Source organism: Clostridium sp. AM25-23AC (assembly GCF_003435125.1).
GTDB lineage: Bacteria > Bacillota > Clostridia > Lachnospirales > Lachnospiraceae > Pilosibacter > Pilosibacter fragilis.
Window position 1 is genome coordinate 23,619 of sequence record NZ_QWGI01000006.1, and the last position, 18,170, is coordinate 41,788.

General features: G+C 51.1%; 17 protein-coding genes. 10 read left to right on the forward strand and 7 right to left on the reverse strand.

Translation table 11 applies throughout. The features are described 5' to 3' along the window. Nucleotides 1-2: 2 nt before the first annotated feature. The 3 genes from udk (at nt 3) to DW677_RS05235 (ending at nt 3,570) form a co-directional block, all read left to right on the forward strand. Nucleotides 3-629, forward strand: a complete 627-nt coding sequence (udk, locus tag DW677_RS05225) for a uridine kinase (protein ID WP_117503626.1) — start codon at nt 3-5, stop codon at nt 627-629. A gap of 231 nt (nt 630-860) precedes the next feature. Next, a complete protein-coding gene (locus DW677_RS05230; RefSeq protein ID WP_117483748.1) occupies nt 861-1,889 on the forward strand; it encodes a transglutaminase domain-containing protein in 1,029 nt (342 codons plus the stop codon). 283 nt (nt 1,890-2,172) lie between these two features. Then, nucleotides 2,173-3,570, forward strand: coding sequence for a nucleobase:cation symporter-2 family protein (locus DW677_RS05235; RefSeq protein ID WP_015553257.1), 1,398 nt, complete (start codon nt 2,173-2,175; stop codon nt 3,568-3,570). A 141-nt stretch (nt 3,571-3,711) separates the two neighbouring features. Here DW677_RS05235 and DW677_RS05240 read toward each other — a convergent pair whose 3' ends face one another. The 5 genes from DW677_RS05240 to DW677_RS05260 form a co-directional block, all read right to left on the reverse strand. After that, the gene (locus tag DW677_RS05240; protein ID WP_181968303.1) at nt 3,712-4,584 is read right to left on the reverse strand and encodes an NTP transferase domain-containing protein; all 873 of its coding nucleotides are present in this window, start codon (nt 4,582-4,584) and stop codon (nt 3,712-3,714) included. A gap of 334 nt (nt 4,585-4,918) precedes the next feature. After that, nucleotides 4,919-5,281 carry a LysR family transcriptional regulator gene (locus tag DW677_RS05245; RefSeq protein ID WP_117566617.1) on the reverse strand — a complete coding sequence of 121 codons (363 nt, stop codon included), beginning with the start codon at nt 5,279-5,281 and terminating at the stop codon, nt 4,919-4,921. Between the two features lie 142 nt (nt 5,282-5,423). Further along, the gene (locus DW677_RS05250) at nt 5,424-6,227 is read right to left on the reverse strand and encodes an ABC transporter ATP-binding protein (protein WP_117566618.1); all 804 of its coding nucleotides are present in this window, start codon (nt 6,225-6,227) and stop codon (nt 5,424-5,426) included. 6 nt (nt 6,228-6,233) lie between these two features. Then, the gene (locus DW677_RS05255; RefSeq protein WP_117566619.1) at nt 6,234-7,244 is read right to left on the reverse strand and encodes an iron ABC transporter permease; all 1,011 of its coding nucleotides are present in this window, start codon (nt 7,242-7,244) and stop codon (nt 6,234-6,236) included. After that, nucleotides 7,204-8,310: an ABC transporter substrate-binding protein gene (locus DW677_RS05260; protein WP_117566620.1), complete on the reverse strand. Its 1,107-nt coding sequence runs from the start codon at nt 8,308-8,310 to the stop codon at nt 7,204-7,206. The genes DW677_RS05255 and DW677_RS05260 overlap by 41 nt, the downstream gene beginning before the upstream one ends. A gap of 194 nt (nt 8,311-8,504) precedes the next feature. Between DW677_RS05260 and DW677_RS05265 the strand changes: the two genes are divergently transcribed. From DW677_RS05265 to DW677_RS05280, 4 genes are all read left to right on the forward strand, one after another. After that, nucleotides 8,505-9,293 (forward strand): FAD binding domain-containing protein, encoded by a 789-nt coding sequence (locus DW677_RS05265; protein WP_117483752.1) that lies wholly within the window; start codon nt 8,505-8,507, stop codon nt 9,291-9,293. 61 nt (nt 9,294-9,354) lie between these two features. Continuing rightward, nucleotides 9,355-9,837 carry a (2Fe-2S)-binding protein gene (locus DW677_RS05270; protein WP_117471634.1) on the forward strand — a complete coding sequence of 161 codons (483 nt, stop codon included), beginning with the start codon at nt 9,355-9,357 and terminating at the stop codon, nt 9,835-9,837. Further along, entirely contained in the window at nt 9,834-12,134 is a 2,301-nt protein-coding gene (locus DW677_RS05275; protein ID WP_117566621.1) for a molybdopterin cofactor-binding domain-containing protein, read from the forward strand. Before DW677_RS05270 ends, DW677_RS05275 begins: the two co-directional genes overlap by 4 nt. A 181-nt stretch (nt 12,135-12,315) precedes the next feature. Further along, nucleotides 12,316-12,771, forward strand: a complete 456-nt coding sequence (locus DW677_RS05280; protein WP_199537909.1) for a prepilin-type N-terminal cleavage/methylation domain-containing protein — start codon at nt 12,316-12,318, stop codon at nt 12,769-12,771. A 172-nt stretch (nt 12,772-12,943) separates the two neighbouring features. On the opposite strand, the gene citX is transcribed toward DW677_RS05280, so the two are convergent. Further along, the gene (gene citX / locus DW677_RS05285; RefSeq protein WP_117566622.1) at nt 12,944-14,449 is read right to left on the reverse strand and encodes a citrate lyase holo-[acyl-carrier protein] synthase; all 1,506 of its coding nucleotides are present in this window, start codon (nt 14,447-14,449) and stop codon (nt 12,944-12,946) included. 300 nt (nt 14,450-14,749) lie between these two features. After that, nucleotides 14,750-15,766 (reverse strand): [citrate (pro-3S)-lyase] ligase, encoded by a 1,017-nt coding sequence (gene citC, locus DW677_RS05290; RefSeq protein ID WP_117483755.1) that lies wholly within the window; start codon nt 15,764-15,766, stop codon nt 14,750-14,752. A 307-nt stretch (nt 15,767-16,073) separates the two neighbouring features. Between citC and DW677_RS05295 the strand changes: the two genes are divergently transcribed. The 3 genes from DW677_RS05295 to DW677_RS05305 all read left to right on the forward strand — a co-directional run bounded on the left by DW677_RS05295 (nt 16,074) and on the right by DW677_RS05305 (nt 18,105). Then, the gene (locus DW677_RS05295) at nt 16,074-17,135 is read left to right on the forward strand and encodes a tRNA-dihydrouridine synthase family protein (RefSeq protein WP_242990494.1); all 1,062 of its coding nucleotides are present in this window, start codon (nt 16,074-16,076) and stop codon (nt 17,133-17,135) included. A gap of 14 nt (nt 17,136-17,149) precedes the next feature. Beyond that, entirely contained in the window at nt 17,150-17,620 is a 471-nt protein-coding gene (locus DW677_RS05300; protein ID WP_021904473.1) for an LURP-one-related family protein, read from the forward strand. 68 nt (nt 17,621-17,688) lie between these two features. Then, nucleotides 17,689-18,105 (forward strand): PaaI family thioesterase, encoded by a 417-nt coding sequence (locus DW677_RS05305; RefSeq protein ID WP_015553277.1) that lies wholly within the window; start codon nt 17,689-17,691, stop codon nt 18,103-18,105. Nucleotides 18,106-18,170 lie beyond the last annotated feature (65 nt).

Sequence of the window (18,170 nt, forward strand, 5' to 3'; positions counted from 1 at the left end):
ATATGGAACCTATTATTATCGGAATTGCCGGGGGGGCTGGCTCAGGAAAATCGACATTTACGAACAGGCTCAGGCAGTACTTCGGGGATGATGTTGTCGTGATCTACCACGACAACTATTACCGCAGACAGGACGGGATCCCGTTTGAGCAGCGTGTGAAGGTCAACTATGACCATCCGGATTCCCTGGAGACAGATCTTTTGGTGGAGCACCTAAAGGAGCTGAAAGCCGGAAAGACCATCGAGTGTCCGGTCTACGACTACAGCCAGCACAACCGATCCAGCGAGATCATCAAGATCGAGCCGAGACCGATCATCCTCGTTGAGGGCATCCTGCTTCTCGCCGACGAGCGGATCCGCAGCCTCCTGGACATCAAAGTCTATGTGGAAGCCGACGCTGACGAGCGGATCCTCCGCCGCATCGTCCGCGACGTAGAGGAGCGCGGCCGCGACCTGAAAGGAATCATCACTCAGTACTTAACAACCGTAAAACCCATGCACTACATGTATGTAGAGCCCACGAGGGCTCTCGCCGATATCGTTATCAACAGCGGAAAGAACGATGTTGCGTTCGATCTGTTTGTTTCGAAGATCGGGCAGCTGCTGGAGAGTGCGGGGAATAAAATATGAATATGTGAAGACCGCCTGTTGTCAGTGTTGTGCTGGTGATGGGCGGTCTTCTTTCGCTTTGCGCGGACGCACGAGCCAATTCTGCGTTGACGCACTGGCGCACAAAAATATTAAACCTTACAACGATTGTACAGTTAATGTTTTTCCGCAGAATTTAACTGGAAAAGCATTTACAAATACGTTATACTGAGTCGGGTAAATTTTTAGAGATTTGAAAGGATCACAACTATCATGGAACCATTTTATTATAATCACATGGACAAAGAGCGACAGGCTGTTTACCGTGCCATGCAGCAGGGACTGTTAAGCCTTGCTGACTCTTTCCAGATCCCCCGGATCGACGGTCACGCCTTAAGCGATATTTTTTTTGAGCTCCGCCTTGACCACCCGGAGATTTTCTGGGTGTCCAGCTTTAAATACCGGTATTTCGCGGATTCCCCGAATCTGATCTTCATCCCGGAATACCTTTTTGAGAAGAGCAAAATCAAAGACCACCAGAAAGCCATGAATGCCCGGGTGGAAAAGCTCGCAAGACCGGCGGCAAAGCTCCCGGAGCTGGAAAAGGAAAAGTATATCCACGATTTTATCTGTGAGAATATCCACTACGATAAACTGAAAAAGCCCTATTCCCATGAAATTATCGGACCGTTGGGTCATGGTGTCGGCGTCTGCGAGGGGATCGCAAAGTCGGTCAAGATCCTCTGCGACGCGCTTGGAATCTGGTGTATGATCGCCTTATGCGGAAACAATCCGGAAAAAGGGATCAAGTACCGCCATACATGGAATATCGTGAAGATCGGTAAGACTTGCTATCACCTGGATGCCACCTTCGACAACAGCCTTGGAAAATGCGTTGAGACCGGCGGTGAGATCCGCTACGACTACTTCAATCTGGACGATAAGGCGGTCTTCCGCGACCATGAGCCGTTGATCGCCCCCGCCCCGGCCTGTACGGACGGTGATCACTTTTACTATAAAGAGAAAAAACTTTCCTTCACAAAGACGGAGGAAGTTTACAAGCGCTCCCTGCAGACTGCAAAGAAGAATAAAACACTTACATTCCACTGGCGCGGCGGCTACCTGACCCGTGAGGTTCTGAAAGAACTCATTGAACTTATCGAAAAAGCCGGAGCCGAGCAGAACAAGACCGCTCATATCCAGCTCAACTGGCCTCAGGCAGTTCTGCGGATCCATTATACGGATGAAAGATCCCAGGCTGTCGTCACCATGGAAGAAGCCAATGAGGGGGAAGAGTCCTGATCTCGTTACTCCACATAGATAAGGATTTCCGAACTGAAAAGCCTGCATGCTGCAGCGGAGGCATCCGGCACTGACGATCCAGAACGAAAAAAGAACATATAAATTTTCGACAGCATATTTACATGCTGTCTTTTTTTGCTTATAATGACGGTACAAAAAATAATCACTGTTAATAAGTGAACCTGTCGATGGCAATCGTGCCGGAATTCAGATGGGACAGTGGAAAATTACGGCTGTACATACACAGGCAGCTGAAAAAATTTACATCAGGGGAGAAAAACGTATGGGAAAAGAAAAGATAACGGATCAGGCGATGTATGATTTCTATGGAAAAATGCCGTTGAAACGTGCGATTCCACTTGGACTCCAGCATGTATTGGCGATGTTTGTCGGAAACCTGACCCCGCTTCTTATTATCTGCGGCGCATGCGGAATCAGTGGAAGCGAGGAGTTCGCCCATCTTCAGGTCTGTCTTTTACAGAACGCGATGTTTGTAGCGGGAGTTGTGACTCTGGTCCAGCTCTATGCGATTGGTCCGATCGGAGGTAAAGTTCCGATCATCATGGGAACCAGCTCCGGTTTTATCGGAGTTTTCAAGAGTGTGGCGGACACTATGGGCGGCGGACTCGCCACCTATGGCGCGATCATGGGAGCGTCAATTCTCGGCGGTCTTTTTGAGAGTGTTCTCGGATTCTTTATCAAGCCGCTGCGTAAATTTTTCCCGGCAGTTGTAACGGGAACGGTTGTATTGTCCATCGGACTGTCCCTGATCTCCGTAGGGATCAATTCTTTCGGAGGCGGAAGCGGCGCGAAGGACTTTGGCTCTATGGAGAACCTTCTCCTGGCGATCTTTGTCCTTGTGGTGATCCTTACTGTGAAACACTGGACCAACGGAATGGCAAGCAACTCCGCAATTCTCATCGGAATCATTGCGGGATATATTGCGGCATTTGTTATGAGCCTGGTTCTTCCGACAACGGGAATCACGGCAGACGGAGCCGAGTACACGAAAGCATGGGTACTGAGCTGGGATAAAGTCGCCCAGGCAAGCTGGATCAGCATTCCGGAATTTCTTCCGGTGAAGCCGGTGTTTGATGCCCGTGCCATCGCGCCGATCCTCATCATGTTTATCGTAACAGCTGTTGAGACGGTCGGAGATATCTCCGGTGTTATTGAAGGCGGAATGAACCGTGAGGCGACAGACAAGGAGCTTTCCGGCGGCGTGATCTGCGACGGTATCGGATCTTCTTTCGCGGCACTGTTTGGAATTCTTCCGAATACCTCCTTCAGCCAGAACGTCGGACTGGTTACGATGACAAAAGTAGTGAACCGTACCGCTCTCGCGACAGGCGCAGTATTCCTGATCCTCTGCGGTCTTGTTCCGAAGCTGGGCGCCATCGTTTCTATTATGCCGCAGGCTGTTCTCGGCGGCGCAGCCGTTATGATGTTCTCATCCATCGTGATCAGCGGAATCCAGCTGGTCACAAAGGAGAAGATGACAGCAAAGAACCTGACTATCGTTTCTGTAGCGCTTGGAGTTGGTTATGGAATGGGAGCGAACACGGCAATCTTAGCTCAGACCCCGCAGGCGATCCAGCTGATCTTCGGCGGCTCCGGAATTGTTCCGGCGGCTATGGTTGCGATTTTGTTGAATATTGTGCTTCCAAATGATAAAAAATGATGGGATTTGCGCTGAACGATTATAAAATACTTGAAATCGTTAAAATGACCCGATCAAGTACGTTGAAAATTTTTTGATAAGAAATCTGTGCGCAGGGTTAATAAAAAAGCGGAATTTATCCGGGCGATACCGAGGTGTCGCTTACCGGTTAAATTCCGCTTTTTTTAGTTGCTCCAGTTCTGCCGGGGTGTCCGCGTCAGCGAGTTCCAGAGGATCACCTGCGGGGAAATACCGGACAACGTCGGGATATTTTTTCAGCAGAACATTGCCGCCGTGATTGTCCGGGAGTGTGAGAAGCTCCTCAAAATATCGGTTCCCGAAAAGAATTGGGTTTCCAGGAATTATAGAATCATCCTCAGCGATAGCTGCCAGGCGGAAAATCGGAGAGGCAGTTTGATAATACTGCGAAAATGTTATTACCATAGCTTCAAGTGTCTCTTTTGTTAACAGCGGCTGATCCCCCAGCGCAAACATACACCCCGCAAGTTCCGGATATTCCTTCAATAAGGCAGACAGTCCAAGAAGGACCGTGTGATTTCTGTAGGGCATTGCATGCAGAAGGACCGGAATCTTTCGCTCTCGACAAAATGCTTCAACTTCCCTGGATCTCGTCACAACGATCCGGGCAGCAAAAAGTGCACCGTCGGTGGCGGATAAGATCCGGTAGATCATTGGCTTTCCATTGAAATCTGCCATAAGTTTATTGGAACCAAATCTTTTTCCAAGCCCGGACGCCATGATCACGCATCCGATGGGCAGAAGCGGATGATCCAGGTCGTAAAGGAACACGTCGTTCCGTGCCCGCAGTGCATCGAGAAACGGTGTGGATTGGCTGCGGAGAACAGCGATGACCTGTTTCTGGTCAAAAAGACGGAAAACAGCATCGCAGAATTCCGGGCAGGAGCTTTCCAGATAGCCGAGTTCGTCGATTACCGCCCATTGGGAAGCGGACTCAATGGCGCGGGTTATAGAAGTGATGCCGAGCCCAAGGAAGCCATCCATAGCCGGTGTCATTTGGTTGCCGGATCGTTGAGCATCAGGATGCGCAGAATCAGCAGTACAAGCTTTTTGTACAAAACTATCTGCAGGGAAATTTGGAACAGCGAAGGACTTAGGTGGATGGTAGGATCCGATTCTCGCAGTTTCACCAGTAAGATTATCTGTCAATTCCACACGGTCGCGCGGAAACGCCTGTGTTGTAAATCCTGGAAATGGTCCTAAATCAGAAAAGTACGGCAGTGCCAGAATTTCTCTCAGCAGCGTGCTCTTCCCGATTCCCCGGCTGCCAGTTATGACCAAATGCCGTTTTTTATGAATACCTGCAGCTGCCGCTGTTTCAGACACAAATTTATTCCCCGTCTTCTCCCCCATCTGCATATTTAGAAAAGATCTGAGTATAGAGCTCGCGGCTGCTCTGAATACAGGCGTCACGGTAGGCTTCATAGTCATGTAAAAACTCCTTTGCTTTCGGCGTCAGTACACTTCCTCCGCCGCCTTTTCCGCCGATCCGGCGGGCCGTGAGCGGAAAACCGAGATTCTTTTCAGCTCGCCTCGTGATGGCAAGTGCCTTCGTATACGCCATCCCCATAGACATCGCCGCCGCCCGCAGCGAACCGGTCTCCTCGATCAGATGGAGCAGACGGCAGGGACCTTCACCAAAGAATCGGAGGTGGTCATCGTCGCAGAGAAAAACTCGGATGTCGGATATCATGGAGAACACCTTCTTTCAAGAATTATTATGATCATAATATGTGACTGTGAGGATACTGAACAGTTACCATAATATCATAAATGCCAATCTGGAAACAGTAAAATTATTCAGCACTGCGGGAGAAAGATCCGCAGCAGAATAATTACAGAAGGGGAAGCAGGATGAGCCGCTTATGGTTCGAGATTTCCGGATCCGCAACAGCAACAAGTCTTACCGCCCCATAAATTTCAGAAAACGCCTTTTCCATATCATGGACAGAGTCAGTTTTTGGCTGCAGCGTGCAGATCAGGCGGCCATCTTTTAAAAGCATCAGCGTGTCACAGCAGGCAAGCGCCAGAACCGGGTCATGAAGGCAGATCAGACCAGCTTTTCCAGGACGCCCATGCACTAATTCCATGATCATCCGCACCATCCGGTACTTATTTCCGAGATCCAGCGAGCTGTCCGGCTCGTCGAAGAGCAGCAGCTTCGTGTCTTCCACCAGCGTCCGGGCCAGGATCACAAGCTGCTTTTCTCCACCGCTGAGCGTCAGATAATCCCGGTCTGCGAGACCAGCCATCCCGACCTGTTCCAGAGCCCGGAGTGCCGCCGCTCTCATATCCGCGGACGGCTGGCTGAGCAGCTTTAATTTTGGATAAAATCCCATCAGCACCACATCTATGGCACTCATGGAGATCGAGATCCCGCTCTGCTGCGGAATATAGCTGACCCGCCGTGCCAGTTCCTTTGAACGCAGTCCGGCGAGCTCAGCACCTTCAAGAAAAACATGCCCGTCATGGAGCAATTCCCCGCAGATGGCCCGGAGAAGTGTGGTCTTTCCACCTCCGTTTGGCCCCAGAAGTCCGATCACGCGTCCTGGTGTGTCAACAGAAAAGGAGACATGATCCAGGATCTGCCGTCCGCCGAGACAGAGGGAGATATCCTGAACAGAAAAAAAATCAGCCATTTTGACTCAGCTCCTCCTTTCCGAGAGAATCAGATAGATCAAAAACGGTGCACCGAGAAGCGATGTGAAGATACTCACAGGCAATTCCACCGCAGTCAGGGACTTCGCCAATACGTCCGCAGTGAGCAGCAGGACACTTCCGATGATCCCGCTCAAAAGACAGGATGACCGCCTGTTGTGCCCGGTGAGAAGTCTCGCCGTGTGCGGGGCGAGAAGACCGATAAAACTGATAAGCCCCGTGACGCTGACTGCGGCAGCCACCGTGAGTGTCGCGAGGAAAAGCACGAAAAACCTGGTCTTCTGGACAGAGACACCCAGCATTCGTGCCTCGTCCTCCTGCACCGACAGCGCCAGTATATGGCGGTGGAGCAGGAAAATAACGGCGGAGCTAAACAGAATGATCACAACAGGGAACGGGATCTTCGAGGCAGTGACGCCCGCAAGACTTCCCATGATCCAGTATTCGATGGAAGCCAGCTGTTTTTCCGGGTCAGCCATGAGCTTCAGCACCATGAGAAATGTCTGCGCCAGGGAGTGGACCGCGATCCCCGCGAGAACAATGGAAGAGTGTTCCTTTACTGGGGAAAGGGCGGTGAGTCCAAGGGACAGACAAACTGCGAGAAGTCCGCCGACAAACGCGAAGACCGTGGTGGACGGCGATGCAGCGGAGGTAAAAAGGATTGCGAAGGCGGCACCTGCGCTGGCACCGGAAGAGACGCCGATGATATCGGGGGACGCCAGCGGGTTCCGGAAGACCGTCTGGTAGACGAACCCGGCCACACCGAGGCCAAAGCCGCCGACGAGTCCCATGAGGGCGCGGGGCAGGCGGAGTATGGTAAAAGTGCGGACCGCCATTGGTTCCCCTGCGCAAAGATCCGCCAGGGAGATCGGGTACTTTCCGGTAGTCAGTGCTGAAACAAAGGCGATGACAAGAAATGTCATCGCCAGAGTTGAAATTGCCATTGTCCGGTTGGAATCAGTTTGCGCTTTCCGGAGTGAAGCCATAGAATGTTTCATAGAAATTCTTTTCTGTAGTCTTGAAATCGTCTTCAGTTACAACGTCCGGGTGAAGAATGGAAGCGACATAGTAGCTGCCTAAAAAGCTTGCCGGTACCGGGGAATCGAGAGCTTCGATGTCGCTCGGGATCTGGGCAATGCGTCCTTCTTTTACAGCTGTGCAGTCAGCGAGAGCGGAATCGTTCAGAACAGAGTCAACATCGTAGTCAGCGTCAGCAGCGAGTACGATGTAGTCTGGGTTCCAGGAGAGAATCTGCTCGTAGGAAGTATCTGCCCAGTATGTATCAGTGATGTCGGAAGCCGCGTTCACGCCGCCGGCGTTCTCGATCAGGGTGGACTGATACATCTCCGGACCAGCGGTCTGTAACAGAGCGCTGTTGCCTGCAAGGTATACGGACGGAGTCTCAACGCCGTCGAGGGATTTCTTTAAGCTCTCAAGAGCGTCGGAGATCCAGTACTCCAGCTCCTGGCCTTTCTCAACTACGTCTGCGGCTGTGGAGATCATGTCGATGGTCTCGAATAACTTTGTCTGGTCTTCCGGATTTACAGCGATTACGGTGAGACCAAGCTCTTCCATAGCCGGGATGGAATCTTTTAACTTTGTCGGAACGATCACAAGGTCCGGCTTTAATGCGGCACAGCCCTCAAGGTCAAACTCTTTCGCTGTTCCGACAGACGGGAGTTCTGTGAGTTCCGGAGCGCTTAATTTGTAGATGTTTCTCTTGTCGGCCTTTGCCTCAACGCCGACTAACTGGTCATCGAGACCAAGGGCGATCATCAGGCTTGTGGAGATATAGTAGCCGCTGACGAAGGATTCCGGCTGTTTCTCGATCGTAACCTCACGGCCAAGATGGTCAGTGATGGTGACTGGATAGGTGACAGTCATTTCGTCGCCGGCCGCCGCAGATGTCTCAGCTGCGGATTCGGATGTGGCTTCTGTGGTAACTTCAGCAGCTGTCTCAGCCGCGGTCGTCGTGGATGCAGTGCTGTTTCCACATGCAGTTGTGCTCACGGATAATGCGAGAGCTAAGAGCAGGGCGGAAAGCTTCTTGAGATTTTTTTTCATGATCTTTTGTCCTCTTTCAATATTTTTGTGTTGAAATTTCGTTATGTTTTTTTAACTACAACGGAATTATAACAGAAAGTATGTTAAAATTAAAGTATATTTTACAACTGTTCGATAGGGATTACACGCTTGTCTGCGCAGGCTGTGAAAATGTTGGACAGATATGAAGTTTTTGTAGCGACAAGGAGCAAAGAATGAGAGTTATCAGGGAATATAAACGTGCGGAAAGCCTGGAAGAGGCATGGCAGTTAAATCAGAAGAAGAGCAACCGCGTGCTCGGCGGTATGGTCTGGCTGAAAATGGGAAAGATGCAGATCGGTACGGCGATCGACCTCTCCAGTCTCGGACTTGACACCATCGAGGAGACGGGGGAGGAATTCCGGATCGGCTGCATGGTGACACTGAGAGACCTGGAGCTTGATCCGGGACTCAATTCATACACGGACGGCGCGGCGAGGGAGTCCGTGCGCCATATCGTCGGGGTCCAGTTCCGGAATCTCGCGACAGTGGGTGGAAGTATTTATGGAAGATACGGATTTTCCGATGTGCTGACGATGTTTTTGACCATGGACAGCTATGTGGAGCTTTATAAAGGCGGGATCATTCCGTTAAAGGAGTATGCGAAGATGCCGTATGACAGGGACATCCTGGTGCGGCTCATCGTGAAGAAAGAAAAGGCAGCGTTCGATTACCAGTCTGTCCGCAACAGCCAGACAGACTTTCCGGTACTGACCTGCGCGGCGGCAAAGACGGAGGCAGGATACCGGTTTTCCATCGGGGCGAGACCTGGAAAGGCAGTACTTTTTGAACTTGCAGACGCGGATATTCAAGCCGCAGATGTGGAAAACATGGCAGAAAATGCGGCGAAATGTGTAAAAGAACAGGTCGAGACCGGCTCCAACACGAGAGGAAGCGCGGAGTACCGGAAACACCTGGCGGGAGTTCTGGTAAGGAGAGCTGTCTGTAAGCTGGCGGGAAAATAAGAAAGAATTCCAGCCGGATCAATCAGATGAAAGTGAAAAAAATTTATAGAGGAATTATATCATGAACATTACCATGACATTAAACGGAAAGAAGATCTCCGCCGACATCGACGCGGACATGCTTTTGATCGATTTTGTGCGGGATCACGGATGCTACAGCGTGAAGCGCGGCTGTGAGACATCAAACTGTGGTCTCTGCACCGTATTTTTAGACGAAAAACCTGTTCTCTCCTGCTCTGTGCTGGCGGCGAGAGCGGATGGAAGAACGGTTACAACACTGGAAGGCCTCCAGGAAGAGGCGGCAGAATTCGGTGCGTTTATCGCCGACCAGGGAGCGGAACAATGCGGATTCTGCAACCCGGGATTTATCATGAACGCCCTGGCGCTGTTCCGGGAAATAGAATATCCGAATGAGGACGAAATCAAGGAATATCTGGCGGGCAACTTATGCCGCTGTTCCGGCTACGAGGGACAGCTCCGCGGCATCCAGGCGTTCCTGGAATGGAAGAAGGAAAAGAACGGAAAGGAGGCGGCGGAGGCATGAAATATGTAAACAAGCCGGTGCGCAAAAAAGACGCTATGCAGCTCGTGACCGGAAAGCCGGTCTACATGGATGATATCGCGCCGAAGGACTGCCTGATCGTAAAGCTTCTCCGCTCGCCCCACGCAAATGCGATCGTGACTTCTATCAACAAAATCGCGGCGATGAAGGTGGACGGCATCGAGGCGATCTACACCTGGGAGGATATCCCGCAGGACGGAAGACGTTACACACAGGCAGGCCAGACCTACCCGGAGATGAGTCCCTATGACCGCCTGATCATGGACCGCCATGTCCGGTATGTGGGCGATGTGGTCGCCATCGTGGCAGGACGGGATGGGAAGTGCGTGGACAAGGCGCTGAAGCTCATCAAGGTCCAGTATGAAGTTCTTGAACCGATTCTGGATTTCCACAAGGCGAAGGACAATAAGATCTTAGTACACCCGGAAGACAACTGGGAGAGCCTTGTTCCGGTTGGGGCGGACAATAAGAGAAATCTTTGTGCCCACGACGAGACTGGATCCGGGGATATCGAGGAAGTCTTAAAGAACAGCGATGTGATCATCGACCACGTCTACCACACAAAGGCATGTCAGCAGACTATGATGGAGACGTTCAGGACCTTCTGTACCATCGACACCTACGGGCGTCTGAACGTGGTGAGCTCCACCCAGATCGTGTTCCACTGCAGAAGGATCCTCGCGAACGCCCTGCATATTCCAAAATCCATGATCCGTGTCAGCAAACCGAGGATCGGCGGCGGATTCGGGGCGAAGCAGACTTCCATCAGTGAAGTCTACCCGGCATATGTGACATGGATGACGAAGAAGCCGTCGAAGATCATCTTCACCCGGGAGGAGAGCATGACCGCCTCCACTCCGCGGCACGAGATGGAAGTCCATGTGCGCCTCGGCGCCAGCAAGGACGGAATCGTCAACGGAATCGACATGTACACGCTGTCCAACACAGGTGCCTACGGTGAACATGGACCGACGACTGTGGGACTTTCCGGACATAAATCCATCCCGCTTTATGGAAAGGCGAAGGCATTCCGATTCGTCAGCGATGTCGTGTATACAAACGTGATGTCCGCCGGCGCCTACCGCGGATACGGTGCCACCCAGGGTCTTTTCGCTGTGGAGTCTGCCGTGAATGAGCTGGCGGCGAAGCTGCATATGGATCCGTTTGAACTGCGGATGAAGAACATCGTCAAAGAGGGCGATGTGATGCCGGCGTACTACGGGCAGGTAAACACCAGCTGTGCCCTGGACCGGTGTCTGGAGCGCGTGAAGAAGATGATCGACTGGGATAATAAGTACCCGGTCCGCGATATGGGAAACGGAAAGGTCCGGGCCGTCGGCATGGGAATGGCGATGCAGGGCTCAGGTATCACATCGGTTGACGTGGGAAGTGCGACGATCAAGGTGAATGACGACGGATTTTATACATTAGCCATCGGGGCGGCGGACATGGGAACAGGCTGCGATACGATCCTGGCTCAGATCGCGGCGGAGGTCCTGGACTGTTCCATCGATGAGATCACGGTATTCGGCGCAGACACGGATACATCGCCTTACGATTCCGGATCCTATGCGTCCAGCACAACGTATGTTACCGGTAAGGCAGTAGAACAGTGTGCGCTGAAGGTGCGGGAGCAGATCTGCAAGCTAGGCGCGGAACTGTTAAAGTGTCCGGAAAGTGAAGTCGTGTTTGATGGAAAATTTGTGAAGCACGAGAATTCAAAGGAGATACAGGTCTCCCTCACAGATATCGCCACCGCCTCCCAGTGCGGCAACAATATCGCCCTGGAAGCCACCGTGACGAACAGCTCCCCGCTTTCTCCGCCGCCGTTTATGGTCGGCGCTGCGGAGGTTGAGGTGGATCTTGAGACCGGAGAGGCGAAGGTCATCGATTACGCGGCTGCGGTAGACTGTGGAACACCCGTAAACCCGAACCTTGCGAGAGTCCAGGCGGAAGGCGGTATTCTCCAGGGAATCGGCATGACACTGACAGAAAATATTACCTATAGTAAGAAGGGAAAACTTGCGGAGAACTCCCTGATGCAGTATAAGATCCCGACCCGTATCGATATCGGACATATCTGTGTAGAGTTTGAGAGCAGCTACGAGGATGCGGGACCGTTTGGCGCGAAATCCATCGGTGAAGTCGTGATCAATACACCGCTTCCGGCTGTGTCGGATGCGATCTTTAACGCCACAGGAACCAGGTTCTACGAACTCCCGATCACACCGGAAAAGATCGCCATGGCAGTGGCAGAACGGGAGAAAGAACAGGCCTGATCTGGTGACATAATTTGGACAATAGAACGCCATGTGACCATATGTTATAAACAAAGAGTACAATTGTCTGTAACTTTACAGTTGCAAGTACCCAATGTAACAAATAACCAGCCGGGGAATAACAGAATAACGGAAAATGTCATCGGGTACCCCGGTTCAACGAAGAAAGCTGGGGGTGTGTATGGCGAAAAGAAAGCAGAAAATGAAGAGACTGGATCATGGAGGATACTCGTTAGTAGAGCTGATGGTGGTAATTGTCATCATGGTGATCCTGGCTTCTGTGAGCATTGGAGTTTATAATGGTTACGTAAATCGCGCGAGGAGCGCAGTGTTCTATGAAAAGGGACATCGGATCGCGGAAGCGTTTAAAATTTGTGAAGCAGAACATGGTCTTTCCGGAGAATTCGATAAGCGTGAGATGGCAGAAGAAATCGGAAATATAATGAAAAAGCCGAATGATCCGGACAGCCCGCTCTATCTGTATGTGGGAGAAGACACGGATGACTGTACTGATTTCACCCTTTCCTTCAAGAATACCGGAGATGGAAAAATGGAGATCAATGGATTTACCTACACTGCAGATACGTATGAGATCAGATGGACTGAGGACGACGGCGTGAAGGTAACGATGGAGTAAGAAAAGGTCAGCAGCTCTTTAGATAAGCAGAGCTGCTGGCCTTTTCAGCAGTCAGGTATTTAGAAAAAGCTGCCAACGGTGGAAGCTGCCGGTCTCACATACTCAGAAGAAATTACTGGCAGGGTGGAAAGAAGCGGTCCCCACGCGGTATGAGCAGCGCCTTTGGACCATCTTAAATATCCGCAATCATACCGGCAGATTCCAGAAAATAGAACATCAGGCTGACGGCGAGAAGGTCTGCGCAGCCGCCGGGACTTAAGTTGTCTGTGATGTACTGATGGTCCAGGGAGTTCAGGGTCTCTTTAAAATTTTCTTTTGTGACAGTGGAGAGCAGGCGCTTTGCCTGCTCTTTGCTTTTTTTTGCAAGCGCCGGCCCCCCCCTGTGAACCATATTGGTGTCGTCAACTTCAGAGATCAGGGTGAGAAGAGCCATGGCGGCGGCGTCATTTAAAGAGAAACCGGAGAAAAGCCATTTTTTCAGGGATGGCAGACCGATCTGGACTGCGGATGGGAAACCGGCAGCCGCCTCACCGCGGGCACCCTGGATACCGTAGGCGGTAAAGATGCGTTCCCCGTTCGTAGAAAGTGATACGAAATGTGTTCTGACGTCGGGGGCAGAAGCGCTTTGCAGATCGGACTGCATCTTGTCAGGTGTATGTCCGGAAATATGTTGGATTTCGGAACCGGGAAGCGGAGTCTGCACGTTCGGAAGTCGATGCAGATCTGCGAGAGAGCACTCCCCTAACTTCCTGCATTCCTGAAGCACATCCTCCAACGGCGGCGGAAGCTCCTGACCCGCGTGAACTTTTCCAAGCGCCCCGCAGAGGATCGCCGAGGCAAAGACAAGCCCCTTGTGGGTGTTGATCCCGCCCGTGGCGGAGAACATAGCGGCTTCGGCCCGTTGTCCGGCGTAGCGCAGCCGCTCAAAAAGCTGCCTGTCCGACTCACTGCTGTGATCCCATCCCAGGCAGAAGAATTCCCGGAACCAGGGGATCAGGGAGGCGCTGCTGTCAAGGAATGTAAAAAAGTCCATATCTTTGTGGGAGCCGGAGTTGTTCCGGTCCACCAGTCCCGGCTTCGGGGTGGTTGAAACCTCGTAGAGCAGTCCCCGTACCGCCGCGGAAGCCGCCTGATCAGCCGCCCGGTCCCGGAAGAATTCATGGAAGAGCTTTGCCGTCTGCCACTGGATCAGCTCCATGGAGTGGGACTTTTTTTGTGCGCAGACATGGGCATCTTCCCCGCAGACAAGACAGGTTCTGGGGAGAAGTCCGAGATCATGCCGCTTTACGGAAATTCCATCGGGACCGCAGACGTCAAGGTTGAAGAGACGGCCCAAAGGGTGGCTTTCCTCGACGGAGACGAGAAATTTTTTGACCTGTATGGCCTGGGACTTTAAAAGAAAGAACGCGCAGTCACCGGTATTTTTCTCATAAACCTCCGTTTTCAGAACAGAGAAACGGGAGAGGCGGTCAGACAGTTCCCGTACTTCCTCCCGGAATGCCGCCCGGGCGAAGGGAAACGTCTTGACTGTCCCGGCAATATTTAAGGAAAACTCCACAAGACAGATCTCCCCGCCGGGGGTAAGAAGTTCCCATTTTTTCAGGACACGCTGGTCTCTGACGGCGCGAAGTTCCCCGGAAGTCACCGGTGAGCCGGTAATTACATTATTTAGGTTCATAAAAAACACTCCATTTGGAATTTAGTTCGAACTTCCTAAATGCAGAAAATGCTGTGCAAAGACTTTTTGAACGCAGATAAGCATTCCCCCGCTTCAAGTGCGCGGAGCACTAAGCGGTGAGTGAGTGGGATGCTTATGTCAGTGGGTGTTGAAAGCTCCCACTGACAGATCGCGAAGCGACTGCGTTCATGAGCAAGTAGCGAAGCGGATTGCGAATGTCCGCTTTACTTTTGCACAGCATTTCAGCTATCATGCATCTGAAAAAACGTCAGAGAACAGGATCTGCAGGAGAATTCGCAGTTACTTAAAGCTTTCCTTTAAATACTTCGCCGTACACTCCGGCACCAGCGACAGAACTTCGTCGGTCACGCCCTGCTCATCCAACAATTTCCGAACTCTGGAAGCACTGATGACCTCCGGCTTTCCATCCGGTCCCTCTGTGGTGATCCGGTCGATCTTGATGAAGGAGATGCCGTATTTTGGGAGAATGCGGATCATTGCCTCGTTGTAGCGTCTTGTTACCGGATCAAAAGGCTCTTCTCCGGCGAAACGTTTTGTAATATGAAGGATCGGAGCGATCCTCGACGCGAACAGCGTGATGTCGAGCTCACTCTGGATCTTCGCCGCGTCCTCGCAGTCCTTTAAGAAGTAGGTCGGGAATGTAGCGTTGGAGATCATATATGGACCGGATGGATGTACGATGACATTTGGAAGATGATCGGTTCCTTCACGGACAAGGCGGAGCCGGTCTGCAAACGGGAAACAGGAACGGTTCTCCTCAACCACGAAGATATGGAGCAGGGAACATGATTTTGCCGCGTAAGTGATCAGCGCGAGATGACCTTTCGTGAAGGGATTGCAGTTCATGACGATACAGCCCACGTTCTCATCGGTATCTGTCCCGGCGAGAAATTTCTTATAATAGTTGTCCAGTCCGGATTTCTTATTCTCCAGCATCAGGACAGCTTCTGTCTCTGCCAGAGGATAAAATCCGCAGGATGTGAAAAGCACTTTGTTCTTCGGTCTGGTGATCACAAAAAGATCGTAATGCCCTGCCTCAAACCGGTTTTCGACAAGTCTGGACACGAGACTTCCGAGAGCATTCTGACCTCTGAGACTCTCATCTACCGCAAAACATTTTAAAAGATTTCCTGCGCAGCATCCGCATCCTGTGAGATTCTCATCTGAATCAAACACTCCGAACGCCGCCTCGATATCGTCCTCATAATTTAAATGATGCTTTGCGAGAAACTCCACAAGCATCTGTCTGTCATGGGAAAAACCAAGGGATAATTCATGAATACTGAGTTCTGTCATATAAAACACCTCTGCTTTCTGTGTATCTATAGTATAGATGAAATAATAACAGTTTTCCAGAGAAAAGGCAGAGAAAAAAAGGGAAAATTGTAAGAGGAAAATCCGATGCGGGGCATAAGAAAAATATATGGGAAGAGATGAAAATAGGGGTGAAAAAACATGGCAGGAAAATGATTAAGTGGACGAGTAGGTCCAGATGAGTCAGAGAAAAAGATTTATAATTTGCCCTGGCGTTCCAAATGTGGTACGATAAGAAAAACAGTTCAGGAAGAACTGTGAGTTTACGAAAAGATACGAGGAACATGACATGCTGCATCTATATTTCGCCCCATTAGAGGGAATCACAACATATCCATACAGGAATCTGCACCACAAGTATTTCGGTGGTGTGGACAAATATTTTACACCGTTTCTGGCACCGGGACCGGAGCAGGGGATGAGCGTGAAGGAGATGCGGGATGTGCTGCCGGAGAATAATGCGGGGGTACCGGTGGTGCCGCAGATTTTGACGAACCGGGCGGGAGATTTCCTTCTGGCATCAAAGAAATTGGCAGAGATGGGATACCGGGAGATCAACCTGAATCTTGGATGTCCGTCAGGGACGGTCACAGCGAAGAAAAAAGGTTCCGGTTTTTTACTTTACCCGGATGATCTGGATCGTTTTTTTGATGAAGTGTTCTCGGATGCGTCGGTGAGAAACGGGGAGTTCCAGATCTCTGTTAAAACCAGGATCGGAAAGAATGAAGTGGAAGAGTGGCCGGAGATCATGGCAATCTACAACCGGTATCCGATCAGCGAACTGACGGTGCATCCGCGGATCCAGAAGGAGTTTTATAAAGGTGTTCCGCATCTTGATGTATTTGCGGATATTTTAAAGGAAAGCCGGAATCCTATCGTGTACAACGGAGATCTGTTCACGGCAGAGCATATGAAAAAGTTTCGGGAGAAATTCCCGACGGTGGAAAACGTGATGATCGGGAGGGGACTCATCAGAAATCCGGCACTGGCAGAGTTGATAAAAATAGAAGAAGCCGGTGTGGAAAATGCCCAGGTCTGTGCAGGAACAGAAAACGGAAACAAAGAGACATCACCGGAGCAGGCGGAAAAGACAGTACCGGAGTCCAGAAACACGGGGGACAATCTCATGCCCCGGATCCGTGCCTTCCACGATGAGATCTTTGAATATTACCGCGAGACCATGTCCGGCGACAGAAATCTTCTTTTCCGTATGAAAGACCTCTGGAGCTATATGTTAGAGGAGGTTCCGGACAGTGAAAAATTAGCCAAAAAGATCCGCAAATCCCAGCATGTGCCGGAATATCTGGCGGCGGTGGATGAGGCGTTTGCGGGATGGGAGCGGACGTTTTAAGAAAGGAGAAAACGATGCAGCTGCTGATCAAACAAAGAGTTTTTTCATGGACCGATACATATGACGTGTATGATGAGAAGGAAGAACCGAAATATTTTGTAAAAGCGGAATTTTTTGCACTGGGGCATCAGATCCACGTATACGACAAGAGCGGACGGGAAGTCGGCATGGTGAAACAGCGCCTCCTTACCCTGCTTCCGGCATTCGATATCGAGATCGATGGAAAAGAATTCGGAAGTGTGCAGAAAGAGTTTTCCTTCTTTAAGCCGCGGTATGAACTGGATTACAACGGATGGCGCTGCGAGGGAGATTTTCTGGCCTGGGACTACGATGTGTATGAGGAGTGCTGTGCGGTGGTCCATATTTCAAAGAAGCCGTTTCATTGGGGCGATACCTATGTGATCGACATTCTGGATCCGAAGGACGAAATTATGGCACTGATGCTGGCGATCGCCATCGATGCTGCAAACTGCACGAATAAATGATCATCGTCATAGACAGAAGATCATGTGAAAAAGCAGAAGAACAGAAGTAGAAATATGGAGGAAATGATATGGAGAATCCCGGAAAAGAAACGTATGTAGAACAGATGGAGCGTGTGAATCAAACAAACCCATTTATGCTTCACAACAGGATCCGTGCGGTCGCATTATCGGAAGACCGGGCCGAGGTCCGGGCTGAGATCACAGAGGATTCCCTGAATGCCATGCAGACCGTCCACGGCGGCCTGATGTTCGTGATGGCGGAGGTTGCCGCGGGACTTGTGACGAGAAATGACGGAAGAAAATATGTGACTCTGGACAGCTCCTTCCGTTTCCTTCGCGGCAGCAGCGCAAAAAACATTCAGGGGCTGGCGAAGATCACAAAGCGCGGGAAGACCGTCTGCTTTACAAAAGCCGAGGTCGTGGAGACCGATACGGGGAAGCTCCTGGCAGAAGGAGAATTTACGTTTTATTGTATGGGTGAGTAGGGATAAAAACAAAAATCCGGCAATAACACGTGTTTTCGAAACCTATCTCGGCGAGCCCTACGGGG

Coding starts and splice junctions, on each gene's coding strand:
- udk (WP_117503626.1), top strand. CDS start 3: ATGGAACCTATTATTATCGGAATTGCCGGGGGGGCTGGCTCAGGAAAA.
- DW677_RS05230 (WP_117483748.1), top strand. CDS start 861: ATGGAACCATTTTATTATAATCACATGGACAAAGAGCGACAGGCTGTT.
- DW677_RS05235 (WP_015553257.1), top strand. CDS start 2,173: ATGGGAAAAGAAAAGATAACGGATCAGGCGATGTATGATTTCTATGGA.
- DW677_RS05240 (WP_181968303.1), bottom strand. CDS start 4,584: ATGACACCGGCTATGGATGGCTTCCTTGGGCTCGGCATCACTTCTATA.
- DW677_RS05245 (WP_117566617.1), bottom strand. CDS start 5,281: ATGATATCCGACATCCGAGTTTTTCTCTGCGACGATGACCACCTCCGA.
- DW677_RS05250 (WP_117566618.1), bottom strand. CDS start 6,227: ATGGCTGATTTTTTTTCTGTTCAGGATATCTCCCTCTGTCTCGGCGGA.
- DW677_RS05255 (WP_117566619.1), bottom strand. CDS start 7,244: ATGAAACATTCTATGGCTTCACTCCGGAAAGCGCAAACTGATTCCAAC.
- DW677_RS05260 (WP_117566620.1), bottom strand. CDS start 8,310: ATGAAAAAAAATCTCAAGAAGCTTTCCGCCCTGCTCTTAGCTCTCGCA.
- DW677_RS05265 (WP_117483752.1), top strand. CDS start 8,505: ATGAGAGTTATCAGGGAATATAAACGTGCGGAAAGCCTGGAAGAGGCA.
- DW677_RS05270 (WP_117471634.1), top strand. CDS start 9,355: ATGAACATTACCATGACATTAAACGGAAAGAAGATCTCCGCCGACATC.
- DW677_RS05275 (WP_117566621.1), top strand. CDS start 9,834: ATGAAATATGTAAACAAGCCGGTGCGCAAAAAAGACGCTATGCAGCTC.
- DW677_RS05280 (WP_199537909.1), top strand. CDS start 12,316: ATGGCGAAAAGAAAGCAGAAAATGAAGAGACTGGATCATGGAGGATAC.
- citX (WP_117566622.1), bottom strand. CDS start 14,449: ATGAACCTAAATAATGTAATTACCGGCTCACCGGTGACTTCCGGGGAA.
- citC (WP_117483755.1), bottom strand. CDS start 15,766: ATGACAGAACTCAGTATTCATGAATTATCCCTTGGTTTTTCCCATGAC.
- DW677_RS05295 (WP_242990494.1), top strand. CDS start 16,074: ATGCTGCATCTATATTTCGCCCCATTAGAGGGAATCACAACATATCCA.
- DW677_RS05300 (WP_021904473.1), top strand. CDS start 17,150: ATGCAGCTGCTGATCAAACAAAGAGTTTTTTCATGGACCGATACATAT.
- DW677_RS05305 (WP_015553277.1), top strand. CDS start 17,689: ATGGAGAATCCCGGAAAAGAAACGTATGTAGAACAGATGGAGCGTGTG.